The following is a 12,307-nucleotide window of genomic DNA, read 5'->3' on the forward strand; positions in this document are numbered from 1 at the left end:
GCGAACGCCTGCAAAGGTTTACCGCTCATCCCGCCGAACCCGGCGTCATTTCTCATGCGCTCCTCCCTCAGCCCTGATCATCGTGCTGATCTTGCCGCCCTTGCCGACCGACTGGCGGGGCCGCTCCACTTCGACCGGACGATGCGCGCGCTCTACGCAACCGACGCCTCCGAGTATCAGGAGCTGCCCCTCGCCGTCGCCTTGCCCAAGTCCGAAGCCGACCTGCGCGAACTCATCGCTTTCGCCCGCCACCGCCGCATCGGCCTTATTCCACGTACGGCCGGAACTTCCCTCGCCGGCCAGGTCGTCGGCTCCGGGATGGTCGTGGATGTGGGCCGTCACCTGAACAAGATACTCAGTGTCGATCCCGTGCGTCATCGCGTGCGAGTGCAGCCGGGTGTCGTCCGCAACGAGCTCAATCTCTTCCTGCAGCCGCACGGTTTGTTCTTCACGCCGGAAACTTCCACCGCCAATCGCGCGATGATCGGCGGCATGGTGGGCAACAATTCCTGCGGTGCCAATTCCATCGTCTACGGCACCACGCGCGAACACCTCGTTTCCACGCGCGGGTTCCTGAGTGACGGGTCACTCGTCACCTTCGGACCGCTCACCCGCACGGAGTTCGCGGCCAAATGCAACGGCCCCGACACGCTCGAGTCGCGCATTTATCGTTTTGTTCGCGACCTGCTCGAAAAGCCCGCGAATCGAAAACTCATTCGTGATAGTTACCCGAAGCCCGCGGTCACGCGCCGCAATACCGGCTACGCGCTCGACCGGTTGATGGAGTGCAACGTCTTCGATCCCGCCTCCGAAAAACCCTTCAACCTCTGCCAGCTCCTCGCGGGTTCCGAGGGAACGTTGTTTCTCGGCGTCGAGTTTGAGCTCAACTGCGAACCACTGCCGCCACCTGGCGTGCTGATGTGCGCGCATTTCGCCAGCGTGCAGGATGCGCTCAAGGCCACGCTGATCGCGATGCAGCACCGGCCGTTTGGCTGCGAACTTATCGATCGCCACATCCTTGAGTGCACCAAGACGAATCTTGAGCAGGCTAAAAACCGTTTCTTTGTCCAAGGCGATCCCGGCGCCGTGCTCGTGATCGAGTTCCGCCACGCCGACCGGGCGCACCTCGAGGCCGAGATGCGCGGATTGGAAGCGGAGTTTCGGGCCGCCGGTCTCGGGTACGCCTTCCCGGTGGTGTGGGGCGATGACTGCTTGCGCGTCTGGGAGCTCCGCCGCGCCGGTCAGGGCATCGTCAACAACGTTGTCGGCGACGCCAAGCCGCGCGAAATCGTCGAGGATGCTGCCGTCGCCGTCGAAGACCTGCCGGACTACATCGCCGAGTTCGACGCGCTCATGCGCGACAAATACGGCCTTAGTTGCATCTACTACGCCCACGCGGGCGCCGGCGAGCTGCACACGCGCCCGCTCTTTAACCTCAAAACGACCGAAGGCCTGAAGATGTTCCGTGACATCGCCACCGACGTCGCAGCACTCGTGAAAAAATACCGCGGGTCCCTTTCCGGCGAACACGGCGACGGACGCCTGCGCGGGGAATTTATCCCGTTCATGGTTGGCGCGGACTGCTACGCAATGATGCGCCGCGTGAAGGAGGTGTTCGACCCCTTGACGATTTTCAATCCGGGCAAGATTATCGACACGCCGCCGATGGATACCTCGTTGCGCCACTCGCCAGAGGATGGCGATCCGGAGTATAAAACCATTTTCGATTTCAGCGCCACGCAGGGTATCCTCCGCGCCGTCGAGAAATGCACGGGCGTCGGCGACTGCCGCAAGACCCACCTCATGGGCGGCACCATGTGCCCGAGCTACATGGCGACACGCAACGAAAAGGACACGACCCGCGCGCGCGCAAACATGCTGCGCCACATGCTCACCCATCCGCGAGACGTCACCAACCCATGGGACAGCGAGGAAGTGAAAGGCGTGATGGACCTCTGCCTCTCGTGCAAAGGCTGCAAATCAGAGTGCCCGTCGAATGTCGACCTCGCGCGCCTCAAGGCCGAGTGGCAGCAGCATTACCATGACGCCAACGGCGTGCCGTTCCGCTCGCGACTCATCGCGGGCTTCACCCGCACTATGCGCCTGGCCTCACTCGCGCCGACGGCTTATAACTGGATCGTCACTGCGCCCGATTTGTCGCGTTGGCTGAAGGACTTTTCAGGTTTCGCGCGCGGCCGCAGCCTGCCGCGACTGGGCGCCACCACGCTCGCCGCCTGGCACGCCCGACACGCGAATAGATCCGGAAGCGCCCGACCGGCGGGTGGAAATTCCGGTGGTGGAGCCGAATGCGCGCATCCTGGAAAACCGATCGGAGCACAGGTTCCCCACGCCCCCGCCGCCAGCCCGCAATTTCCGAACGGCCGCGTGTATCTCTTCTGTGATGAGTTCACTAACTACAACGACCCCGCGATCGGCATCAAAGCGGTCGAACTCCTGAACAGGCTCGGCTACGAAGTGATTATCCCGAAGCATGTCGAGAGCGGTCGGGCTCATTTCTCCAAGGGGCTGGTGCGCGACGCGCGCACCTTCGCGATCCGCAACGTGGAATTGTTGAGGGATGTCGTGTCCGCCGCGACGCCGCTCATCGGGATCGAACCGTCGGCGATCCTTTCCTTCCGCGACGAGTATCCCGACCTGATGCCGCCAGAGTTGACGCAGGCAGCCGCCACTCTCGCGAAAAACGCGTTGCTGATCGATGAATTCATCGCGCGCGAAATCGACGGCGGCCGCATCCGGCGCGAGGATTTCATCGCGCGCGACCAGACGATCAAGTTGCACGGTCATTGTCATCAAAAAGCGCTCTCCTCGCTCACGCCGACATTAAAAATGCTAGAGCTGCCGGCCGGTCACAAAGTGCAGGTGATCCCGTCGGGGTGCTGTGGCATGGCGGGATCGTTCGGCTATGAAGCCGAACATTTCGCGCTCTCGCAGCAGATCGGCGAACTCGTGTTGTTTCCCGCAGTGCGTGCCGCCAGCGAGCACACCCTCATCGCCGCGCCCGGTACGAGTTGCCGCCATCAGATCAAGGATGGCACGGCGAGACACGCCTTACATCCGATAGAAATTCTCCACGCAGCGCTACGTTAGCAGCCGCCTTGGCTCCTGAAATTGAGTAGTCAAGGGAGCGAAGCGTTCCGCGTCTTTGTGAGTTCAGAAGCCTTCTTACATGTGAGCCCCGTGCGCGCTCGCGCTGCGCTTGGGGGTCTACCGATCTGCTCTTTTGAGTATGCCTGCACCCATCGAGTGACGGGCTGCTCGACTTCTAAAGTGTTCCCAGGCCGGAAGCAGCTGAACTAAAACTGCTCCCGACCTGGGTGGTGACGCAATCGGCCCGGATCCGCACTCACCTCCGCGCACGCACACACACAACATGCGCGGAAATTGGTTCGTTAGTTTTTGGTCGGGTCTGCGAGCGGCCGGGCGATCCGGCGGACGGCGCGGCGTGACCGGGAAATCATTCTTTCCTGGCGCCGGGTCCGGTCTTGAATCCGGACGGTGATGGCGCGGCCGCGTTCGAGGGGCCAGGCGATGGCATCGAGGTAGTTGTCGGCGATGCCGGTGGCGTCGCGACCATGCAGGTCTTGGAGGAGGAGGGTTTCCAGGGAGGGCGTCCGGTTGCCCATCAGGCGGCGGAGGACGCGGAGGGCGGCTGCATAGATGCGGTGATCTTCACGGGGCAGCAAAACGATGAGCGGGATGGGCTCGGACGTCGGGCGGAGTGGACGAGCTTTCATGGCAGGGAGGAGGAAGCGGAGGCATGGGTTGCGAGGCGGCTGGATAAAAACGGGCGGTGACGCGCGTTGGGTGAGCCACGAGCCTACTCGATTTCCTCGCGCGCTGACTAGGATGCGCGGGTCGCGAACTCGGATGTACGGGAAAGAATGGATTATTCTTTCAGAGGGCGGTGCCAGAGGACGGTCAGCAGCATGCTGGGGAGAATGGCGGGCCAGGTGCTCCACGTGCGGTGGAGGAAGCGGAGTTGATGCAGAGAGAGTTTCGTGACGGCGTGCGCGTGTGGTTCGCGGGTGAGGAAGACCGGGGCGCCGTGTTCGTAGGCGACGATGAACGTCTGGGGTCGGATCAGGAAACTGCCGGTGGTCCAGTCGACGGAGGCCGTGCTGGGTACGGAAATCAGAGGGTGACTCTCCTGCCCGGTGGATGGTTTTTTCAGAAGGTCTTTTTCGAAGCGTCCCAGGTCGAGACCGTAGGATTCGAGACGGGCGTCGATTTGTAGAGCGTGGAGAAATGCAATCGCCTCGTCGGAAATCGCGGTGAACTCCTCTTCGCGCTGCCCCCTTCCCGATCGTGGGTAAAGAAGCGGCAACAAGCCGAGTGCATAGGCAGCACTCGAAGCTTCGGAAAGATTCGGATGATGGGCAACGAGCGCAGCGAGATCCTTCATTTTGATGACGCTCAAAGTGTGAAGCTTCGCTCACTTCACCGGCAAATCAATACCGCCTATAGTAGTTAGAGAGTGTTGCCTATAGTAGGTATTCTAACGGGATGTCTCCCGATGATCGTCAAATCGCCAAACGCCTTGGCCGAGTGGTGCGAAAGCTCCGCGACGAGAAAGAATGGAGTCAGATCACGCTCGCGGAGAAGGCCGACTTGAATTTCAATTATGTCGGCAGCATCGAACGCGGCGAGAAACTTGCTTCGGTCGCCACGGTCGCTCGACTCGGCCGCGCTTTGGGTGCCAGTGGTGCGGAGTTGATGCGTCGGGCCGACCTCTAACCGGCGCTGCCCTCTTTAGGTCGTTCCGTACTCGCTTGAGCTGCCTTGGCGGCCGCGATCTCTTCTGCCTTTCTGAGCTTTCGGATCCTTCGCATCATGTGACTTTGATCTGAAAATCCGAAATCAGCCGCGATCGCGGTCTTCGTAAAAATACCTGCGTCCACCTGCGCCATCGCGAGAATTGTCCGGCGCTGCATGATGTAGGCTACCAAGGTGAGACCGGTCTGATCTTTGAATCCATCGCTGAGCGTTCGGACACTGATCCCGGCGACTCTAGCCAATGACTCTCGGAATATCTTTTCACCGATATGCGCATCGATGTTGTCCAGAACTTTGCGGAGGCAGTCTGAAGGGAGTCGCAAGTTGGTTTTCCGCAAAACGAAGTGGCGCAGAATCAGTGTGACTAGGAGTGTACCGGCTGATTCCACGATCGCGGGAGCCGCGGTTTTGCTCCGCCGGCAAAGCTCGCGAAATTCTCCGGTGAGTCGACACGCCAAAATGTCGGATCTGGCTAACGCAGAAAAGTCGTCAATTACGGCTTTGGTCAGATCAGTACCGCAGACCTCCCTAACAAACGATGTCTCCACGTACAAAGCGACCATACCAGCGTGTCCAAGCCATTCCAAAGCATGCGGTGTTCCAGCGGGTAACAGCCACACGAATTGCCCGGTGACGCCGTGTCGTCGTTGTTCCCCATTCAAATTCCACGACGCAACCGCATCCACCGAATCGAGCGCGACTAGGATCTGGACGACTCCGTGGAAATGCTCGGTCCAGGCATTTGGTGGTTGCTGATCGAAATAAACGCTGACGCCACGACCGGTGATGAGTTCCCTCCCGAGGCCGGAGTTGAAGCGCGGAAGTTCAAAACCTCCGATGCTGTTGGGTCTAGGATCATTGGGGTGAAGGCGGTGAGGCATGAGGAAAAAAAGACCGCGTTGGCCCGGCGCGGTCTTTTCCACGGAGTATATAGAATAATATTTTGGTTGGCTTGGACGGGAGAGACGAAATCTAGGACGTGAGAGCGAATCTCACAGACGCATGGATTGGAGATGTCTGTGCTCATACCGATATCTAGCGAAACGACATCATGACTGAGCCACGAACCCTGCTTTGTTTTCGAACGCGCCAGCAGAGGCAGAAAAATGTCGTTCGCGCGAAATCATAAGATCAAGTTCGCCAATGAACAAGCTCTCGGATGCCCTGCTGGTGGGACTTCGAAAGAGTTTCCTCTGTTCGCCGATTGGCGAACTTTTCGGTCTAGGAAAACCCTCGTCTAAAAACACCGACTCAACGTGACGCCCCTCATGGGGGAATGACGACAGGCGAACTTTTAAAAAGCAAAGCCAAGCGAATGCGCTAGGAGTCACGCCGCTTTTTTTGATGCCGGCGCTTCAGCTTTTTCTTCAACCGTAGGCATGGTATTTGCCTTCGTGTCAGCGGCTGGCGGGATTACTCCATTCTTGATCGGATTGCCGGCGTCGTCTCGGAGGATTTCGCGAGTGCCGTCGACCATTGCTTTGTGCCAAATGCTGTTTTCGTCGATAAAGACACCTTCCATTTTCATTCTTCCTGTGTTCGGATCTTGCTTGGGATAAACTTGGACGGCGATCACGGAGCCATTATAAGATGGCGTTACAGTATCCACCACTGTGTGTCCGACTGCGATCCGCGCCACGCCATAGAATTTTTTGATAGCCTCCACTTCTTCTGGTTTTGCATCCTGCTTGACGAGCCCGCGATACCAGAGCGGGCCGTTATTATTCGTTATAAACGACAGACGCCCAGAATCCTTACTGCGGTCGTCGTTAAGCCATGAGAGCACCGCGGTGTTTATCTCATCGAGGGTGTAATTTTGATCAACAGCTCCGATGGATATTCCTCCATGGAGATAGAGCGTATTCCCCAATTTCAGAACGGTGGCCTTAGTGCGAAGCCATTGGCCAAGGAGAGTGTCTTTGCTGAACAGCTCTTGGTAGCTCGTTACCCCCAAGGCGGACGCCGTCTGGTAGTATCGCGTATGCAGATAGCGGACATCGCCCGTGAGCACCATACTCTCGTGATTGCCCAATAGGAAATGAACTCGTCCACCGGCCGCGGCAGCTTCGGCCTCGAGCTTGTAGATGAGCCAGATGATTTCCGTTTGCCGGGATCCACGGTCAAAAACGTCACCGAGGATGATGAGATGACCCTTCCCGAACTTCCATTCGAGCGAGTCGCTAATTACACCCTGTTTCATCAGCAATTCGGTGCAGATTTCATATTCGCCGTGTGTGTCAGCCATGACGAAAATAGGATTGCCGTTCGGTGCACCAACCGGCGCCCACTCGTTCGATCGCCGAATTACCACTTGGAATGAAGGTCTTGCATCGACCTTGGAGATAACTACGGCATCGCCAATTTCGACCGGAACTGACTTCTTCCCCAATCCCTGGTCAGACGGAACGGCCCACTCGCTGACGAGTCCGCCTCCCTGAGTGTACCGAACGTAGGGGCCATCGAAAATCCGCGCACCTACCTGCTGGACGGTGCAAAGGATCGATAGACACAGGCCAAGCCTGCGAAGCTTTTCTCCGGACGTGGTCACGGGGATTTCCTCTTTATCACGAGTTCGTCCGCCGACCCTGATTCCGTCCCGTCCATTTCCAAGGCGCGCAATTCCAAGTCGAATAATACCGGTGCCCGTTCCTCGTCGGAATTGTGCAGCGTGACGGCGACCACATTCTCGCCGGACCGAAGAATTTGGGCCGGTGCGAAAAACTCAGCCGTGCGAACTTTCGTGCTGGCCGAGGTTCCCCTAGAATACTCGGTGAGTACTCCAGCGGGAAGTTGATCGCGCGCCACCTCCACTCCGTTGATGTGTACAGATACCCCGCCGACCGCGTGAACATTGAGGTGAAAAGGCTTGAGTGCATATCGGTCAGGCACCGAGAACACTCGCCGGTAGAAACTGCCTATATGTCTGTTGCCCATATAGGGGCCGAAGGAAACGACGGTCGCATTTTTCCAGCTGCCGTAGCCCAACGGCGCCATCCCGCGCTTCCAGCCGAACATTGCAGGTCTGCCCTCCCCCCTCACACGGGAAGGTTTAGCTTCTTCCCGAGTCATCCAACCGCCTTCCGGCAGGCTGCGCGCGTCCGAATATTCCCACTCGGAACCGGTCGCGACCAGGATGGCGGGATCGGCCGGCGGAACGATGGGGCCCATCGAGCTCCCTCCACCCAAATGGCGCTCGATCTCACGTTCAAATCCGGCCGCCGCTAGGTTCGCACTCACCAAGACACCTTTTTGATCCAACACGATCGTTGCGCCCAAGGGAGCGGCATTCACCGCACCGAGATATGCGTTGACGCCGTAAACCTGCTCATACTTGGACTCGCCGACGCACTGATTGGAATATTGGGGCCAATCAACCCCTTCTTCTTTGCATAGGCGTTCGACTGCCCCGGGTTGAACCTGATTCATCACCACCCCGACCGCAGCGATCCTATCCGCGCCGTATTTCTCGCGGATGAGCTTCACCCGCCTCAATGCTTCGAGGCTGCTGCTGGAATCAGTGCTCCAAAAGGTGACGAGGCAAAGCCTGCCGACGAATGCCTGGGTGCTGACCTTGGTTCCGTTCTCAGTGGTGAAGTTGAAAGTCGTCGGCGTCCCGAACAGCACCGCGTGTTTGATACCGGGATGTCCCGGGTATTTTTTCTGCATCGCCGGTTCAAACCGTAGGTAGTTCCGGGAATGCTCCGCTGCAGGCACGAAACGACTGCTAAATTTGACATAGTGCCAAGCGGCCCCGTCGAAGCCTGCCTGGGGATTGAACAACCCGTCACTCGTCGGGTTCTCCGCAACATCATATTTTGTCATGCGCTCCTCAATTCCCAACATAAGTTTGGTAGGAGTGTTCATCCAGGCAGTCGTGAGCTGGTCCGCCGCTCTTGCTTTGCGCAGATCGTAGGCCGATGGATACGCCGTATCTTGGAGGACCGCAATTTTCCTCGCGGCGATCGAGACGTAGGGACCCAACTGAATGTCCCTTTCGGTGAGGGCGAGATTCGCAAGGGCGTCAATCCGTTCCAGTACCAGGCGATCCGCGGCTGGCTCAGTTCCGGGATAGCCCATCCGCACCGCCAAGGCGTCGGAATCGTCCGTTCTGTATGTGCCATCCGGCGTGATGTGCGTGGCACTGTATCTGAGCCAATCCGCCGCACTGTAGCCGAGGGCAATCGCGTCCCATCGTCTGGGGTGATTGGGATAGCCCTCCCAAAACTTGATCGCGTCGCCGATCAATAGCAGCAAGCGGGCCCGCTCCTTCGACCAATACGCGGCGAACTCTGCCGTCCCCCTCGCGACGCCGGCAGGCCGGGCTGCAGAGGTGGCCCGGTCCGCTTTCACCAGTTCGGCGAAGAGGTCATCGGGGGCAACCGCGGGTGCCGCCGACCCGAGATGCGCAAGGGCGACGCCCAGCATGGCACCGCGCAGAACGAACGGGATATTGAAGTGCATGGGAGCGCTGGTCAAAATGCTTTCTTGACCGTCACCCAGTAGCTCCGCAGCCGCGTGTCACCATAAGGACTCAGGTAAAAAGTCTCCGCTTGGAAAGTGTCCAGAGGGGCAATAGTGTTGAAGACGTTTCGCACGCCGAACTGAACGGACACGCCTCTTGCGGCTTTCAAAGCCAACCCGCTTGCTCCGGAACGATCTGTCAGCTTCCGCAAAGATTCCCCAAGGCGATACGTCACGAACGCGTCGTGATAGACCTGCGCATCAACCGTCTTTGAACCTTGTGGCAAGGTATAGGTCGTCTGGGGAACTGCATTCGGGTTGGTCAGGCGCGCCTGTTCGAAGACCGGGCCTCCGGCAATGCCCCACTGGTTGTATTCGCCCACATATTGCGAATTCCAGCCGACCGTCCATGGGCCGCGTTGCCAAACGACACCGGCAGAGCCCTTCAACTCGGGAACACCGCCCTCGTTCGCGTAGGAAGCATACTCAAATTTTGGCCCGTTGAAGGCGAGCTGTTGAGTGAGACTTTCAATAAAGCTTAGACCGGCATTTACAGCGAAGCTACCAAGTGGAGTTGAAAAATGATAATCGATGGTGGCGTCCCAACCTCGGGTGTCCCGCTCGAAGAGATTGATCGCACTGTTGTCGATTAACGTGATCAGCCCAGCAGCGTCCCGCGTAATTCTATCAGGGAATGTTCCTTCGTTGGTAACCAGCAACTGCGCGGTCAGGGTCGAGATCGCATCAAACTGCTGAATCCGGTAATACTCAAGATTCACCCGGAGGCCCTTTAGCAAACCAGTGGGTTGCCAGATTACCCCTGCATTCCAGCTTTCCGACGTTTGCGGTTTCAAGTCGGGGTTTCCGCCAATGATCAGCGGAACCGCATATCGAAGGTTGTTATTTTTGGGATCCGTAATCGTGATCAAATTCGGGTTCGGAATCGTGTTCTTTATCAGCTGCGCGGGAGTCGGCGGAAGGAACGCCGTCGCGCGGGACACTCGAAACGCGATCGACCTGATGGGATTGAATTTCAGGCCGGCCGAGTAATTATTCGAGTCATACTTGTCGGTCGCATAGTATCTCCCCCCATTGAGCGTCGGCCCGACATAGGAGGACGTTGGCGGGACGGCATTTGGCCGAAAAGTCTGACTGGTGGTGCCGGCGTCCACTTCGAACTGTTCGACGCGTCCCGCGAGTTCCGCTTCCAACGAGTGCACGAGCGGAAAGCGGGCCTCCTTGACCAGCGGCACGCGGGTTTCAGCGTAAAGGCTGTCCGTAATTTGCTCATTAGCGAACGTCACCGTAAAGGTGTTGCTTACGGGAGATAATGGAAAGCTGCGCTCCGCGACAAACTCAGGACGCTTGCTGATTCGTCGAGACAAACCAAGCGTTAAGGTGGGCGCCCCCCACGGCAACTGCGGGAGCGAGCCGGCCGCCCGGAACGCAATTTCATGGAGCTCACTTTCTCTCGTAGCCGCATCCGGGACGTAGTATTTTCGCACGTCCAAGGGATAAAGTGACTGATCCACAAAGGGATTGATCCGGCCGGCGTTTAAGTCCGCGGCGAGCGCGGTGTCGTCGACCGTAATTGCTTCGGTAAACTGATAGGTTTCGCTGCCAGACCAAGTATAGTCCGCTTCTCCCTTCCAATCGAATGGCAGCTCAAAGGTGGCCCCCAAGGTGGCGGATCGGTTCTCCGATTCTGCAGTGGATAGCGCAGAGTTCTCCGGGGTGACTAGGACGGTGACCGACACATTGTTATTGAGAAAGGGGCTGACCGGACTCGAGGCATTCGCCGTAATCGCATTGTGAATGGCGGAAAAACCTACCCGATTCGTTTTCGAGAAGGACACGTCTACGAAGGCCTCGATTTGGTCCGTCATTTTGCGCCGCACCGATGCCCGGATGGACTTGTCCTCGGCGGTCGCACCGAAGCGTCGCAGGAGACCGAAGGGCGAAGCGTCGGAGGCTTTCACTCAGGTGAAGCAGGCGGCGGCGCTGCTCGCTGAGCACTACGCGGACGAACCGAAACCAGTGCGACTGCGGCTGATTTTCCAACCCGACTCGCTTCGGGGGGTACACGTGGCGTGTCCGCAGGGCAACCGCAAGGTGCTCGCCTTTGCGCTGGCCGGGGAATACCCGGCGCTGCGAGAACCGGATTTTGCGTGGGGTCACGAGCCGGTGCTCGCCAGTGGCGAAGGGTTTTCGACAATTCTGCATTTCGAGACCGAGCCTGCGTTGATCACGTTGGCGGCAGAATTGGCCCGGTTGGGACTGGCGGTGGATTCCGCGTGGCCGCTGCTTACCTTCCTGCACGCGCTGCCGGAGGAATGGTCTGAATCCGGCGCCGTCGCACTGGTGGCAGTGCGCCCGGATTCGGCGGTCGCGTATCATCATCCGCAGAATGCCGGTAGAACGGTGCTGAGTTGGCGGGGTGATTCCACGTTCGCTGAAGTGGGACAATGGATTGATTCCCTCTCACGCCAAAGTCCGGACGATCCCCTGTTGCTCATCTGCGAAGACGAGGTCACGGCGAGTGGACTTGATTCGCACCTGAGCGGCGAGGCCCGGCCGAACATCGAAGTCATCAGCGCCCGAGACGCGCTCGGACGGAGAGTCGCATTACCCCGGTATCACCCCGCACAACTGCTCCCGAGAGAATCCCTCTTCAGTGCTCAACACCTGGCGATTGCCGCCAGCATAGCGCTCTGGTTGGCGGCAGGCTGGGCGGGGTTAGCGTTTGGCCGGGAGTGGTGGTCAGTCAGGTTGGAGGCGGCTATCTTGAGCCTCGACGGAAATGACTCCGTGGATTTTACGGAGGTTTACGAGGATGCGGGTCGCGCGCAAACGTCCGTGTGGAAGGTAATGCGAATCTGGAGTTCTTCCTCTGGGATCTGGCGAAAGAGCAGTTCCTGTGGCATTACGCCTTGCCACGTGAAAATGCGGATGACGCGGGACAACAGGAGTGGTTCACGCTGACCGCGCAGCACCAGGTCAAAGCTCGTGCCGGTGATTGGCAGTCTTTCGGCGATCGCGTTCACGGGAGATG

9 protein-coding genes are annotated in these 12,307 nt (G+C 58.7%); 3 read left to right on the top strand and 6 right to left on the bottom strand.

Going from position 1 to position 12,307, the window contains the following annotated elements:
- The first annotated feature begins 54 nt into the window (after nt 1-54).
- Nucleotides 55-3,108: an FAD-binding and (Fe-S)-binding domain-containing protein gene (locus tag ACRRQW_RS02890; protein ID WP_438479751.1), complete on the top strand. Its 3,054-nt coding sequence runs from the start codon at nt 55-57 to the stop codon at nt 3,106-3,108.
- Nucleotides 3,109-3,410: 302 nt separating this feature from the next.
- On the opposite strand, the gene ACRRQW_RS02895 is transcribed toward ACRRQW_RS02890, so the two are convergent.
- The gene (locus ACRRQW_RS02895; RefSeq protein WP_438479752.1) at nt 3,411-3,755 is read right to left on the bottom strand and encodes a hypothetical protein; all 345 of its coding nucleotides are present in this window, start codon (nt 3,753-3,755) and stop codon (nt 3,411-3,413) included.
- A gap of 152 nt (nt 3,756-3,907) precedes the next feature.
- The gene (locus ACRRQW_RS02900; protein WP_438479753.1) at nt 3,908-4,423 is read right to left on the bottom strand and encodes a hypothetical protein; all 516 of its coding nucleotides are present in this window, start codon (nt 4,421-4,423) and stop codon (nt 3,908-3,910) included.
- A 101-nt stretch (nt 4,424-4,524) separates the two neighbouring features.
- Between ACRRQW_RS02900 and ACRRQW_RS02905 the strand changes: the two genes are divergently transcribed.
- Nucleotides 4,525-4,755 (top strand): helix-turn-helix domain-containing protein, encoded by a 231-nt coding sequence (locus ACRRQW_RS02905; RefSeq protein WP_438479754.1) that lies wholly within the window; start codon nt 4,525-4,527, stop codon nt 4,753-4,755.
- On the opposite strand, the gene ACRRQW_RS02910 is transcribed toward ACRRQW_RS02905, so the two are convergent.
- The 4 genes from ACRRQW_RS02910 to ACRRQW_RS02925 form a co-directional block, all read right to left on the bottom strand.
- Nucleotides 4,752-5,717, bottom strand: a complete 966-nt coding sequence (locus ACRRQW_RS02910) for a helix-turn-helix domain-containing protein (RefSeq protein ID WP_438479755.1) — start codon at nt 5,715-5,717, stop codon at nt 4,752-4,754. The two genes, ACRRQW_RS02905 and ACRRQW_RS02910, sit on opposite strands and share 4 nt — an antisense overlap.
- A gap of 404 nt (nt 5,718-6,121) precedes the next feature.
- Nucleotides 6,122-7,342, bottom strand: coding sequence for a metallophosphoesterase (locus ACRRQW_RS02915; RefSeq protein ID WP_438479756.1), 1,221 nt, complete (start codon nt 7,340-7,342; stop codon nt 6,122-6,124).
- On the bottom strand, nt 7,339-9,255 hold the full coding sequence (locus ACRRQW_RS02920; protein WP_438479757.1) for a redoxin family protein: 1,917 nt from the start codon (nt 9,253-9,255) through the stop codon (nt 7,339-7,341). Before ACRRQW_RS02920 ends, ACRRQW_RS02915 begins: the two co-directional genes overlap by 4 nt.
- Before the next feature lie 11 nt (nt 9,256-9,266).
- Nucleotides 9,267-11,141 (bottom strand): TonB-dependent receptor domain-containing protein, encoded by a 1,875-nt coding sequence (locus ACRRQW_RS02925; RefSeq protein WP_438479758.1) that lies wholly within the window; start codon nt 11,139-11,141, stop codon nt 9,267-9,269.
- A 22-nt stretch (nt 11,142-11,163) separates the two neighbouring features.
- Between ACRRQW_RS02925 and ACRRQW_RS02930 the strand changes: the two genes are divergently transcribed.
- Nucleotides 11,164-12,237, top strand: a complete 1,074-nt coding sequence (locus tag ACRRQW_RS02930; protein WP_438479759.1) for a hypothetical protein — start codon at nt 11,164-11,166, stop codon at nt 12,235-12,237.
- Nucleotides 12,238-12,307: the final 70 nt, after the last annotated feature.

It is taken from the genome of Oleiharenicola lentus, from assembly GCF_051660365.1.
In the GTDB taxonomy this organism is placed as follows: Bacteria; Verrucomicrobiota; Verrucomicrobiia; order Opitutales; family Opitutaceae; genus Lacunisphaera; species Lacunisphaera lenta_A.

Excerpts from the sequence above, each read along its gene's own strand:
- ACRRQW_RS02890 (WP_438479751.1), top strand. The coding sequence starts at position 55 with ATGCGCTCCTCCCTCAGCCCTGATCATCGTGCTGATCTTGCCGCCCTT.
- ACRRQW_RS02895 (WP_438479752.1), bottom strand. The coding sequence starts at position 3,755 with ATGAAAGCTCGTCCACTCCGCCCGACGTCCGAGCCCATCCCGCTCATC.
- ACRRQW_RS02900 (WP_438479753.1), bottom strand. The coding sequence starts at position 4,423 with ATGAAGGATCTCGCTGCGCTCGTTGCCCATCATCCGAATCTTTCCGAA.
- ACRRQW_RS02905 (WP_438479754.1), top strand. The coding sequence starts at position 4,525 with ATGTCTCCCGATGATCGTCAAATCGCCAAACGCCTTGGCCGAGTGGTG.
- ACRRQW_RS02920 (WP_438479757.1), bottom strand. The coding sequence starts at position 9,255 with ATGCACTTCAATATCCCGTTCGTTCTGCGCGGTGCCATGCTGGGCGTC.
- ACRRQW_RS02925 (WP_438479758.1), bottom strand. The coding sequence starts at position 11,141 with ATGACGGACCAAATCGAGGCCTTCGTAGACGTGTCCTTCTCGAAAACG.
- ACRRQW_RS02930 (WP_438479759.1), top strand. The coding sequence starts at position 11,164 with ATGGACTTGTCCTCGGCGGTCGCACCGAAGCGTCGCAGGAGACCGAAG.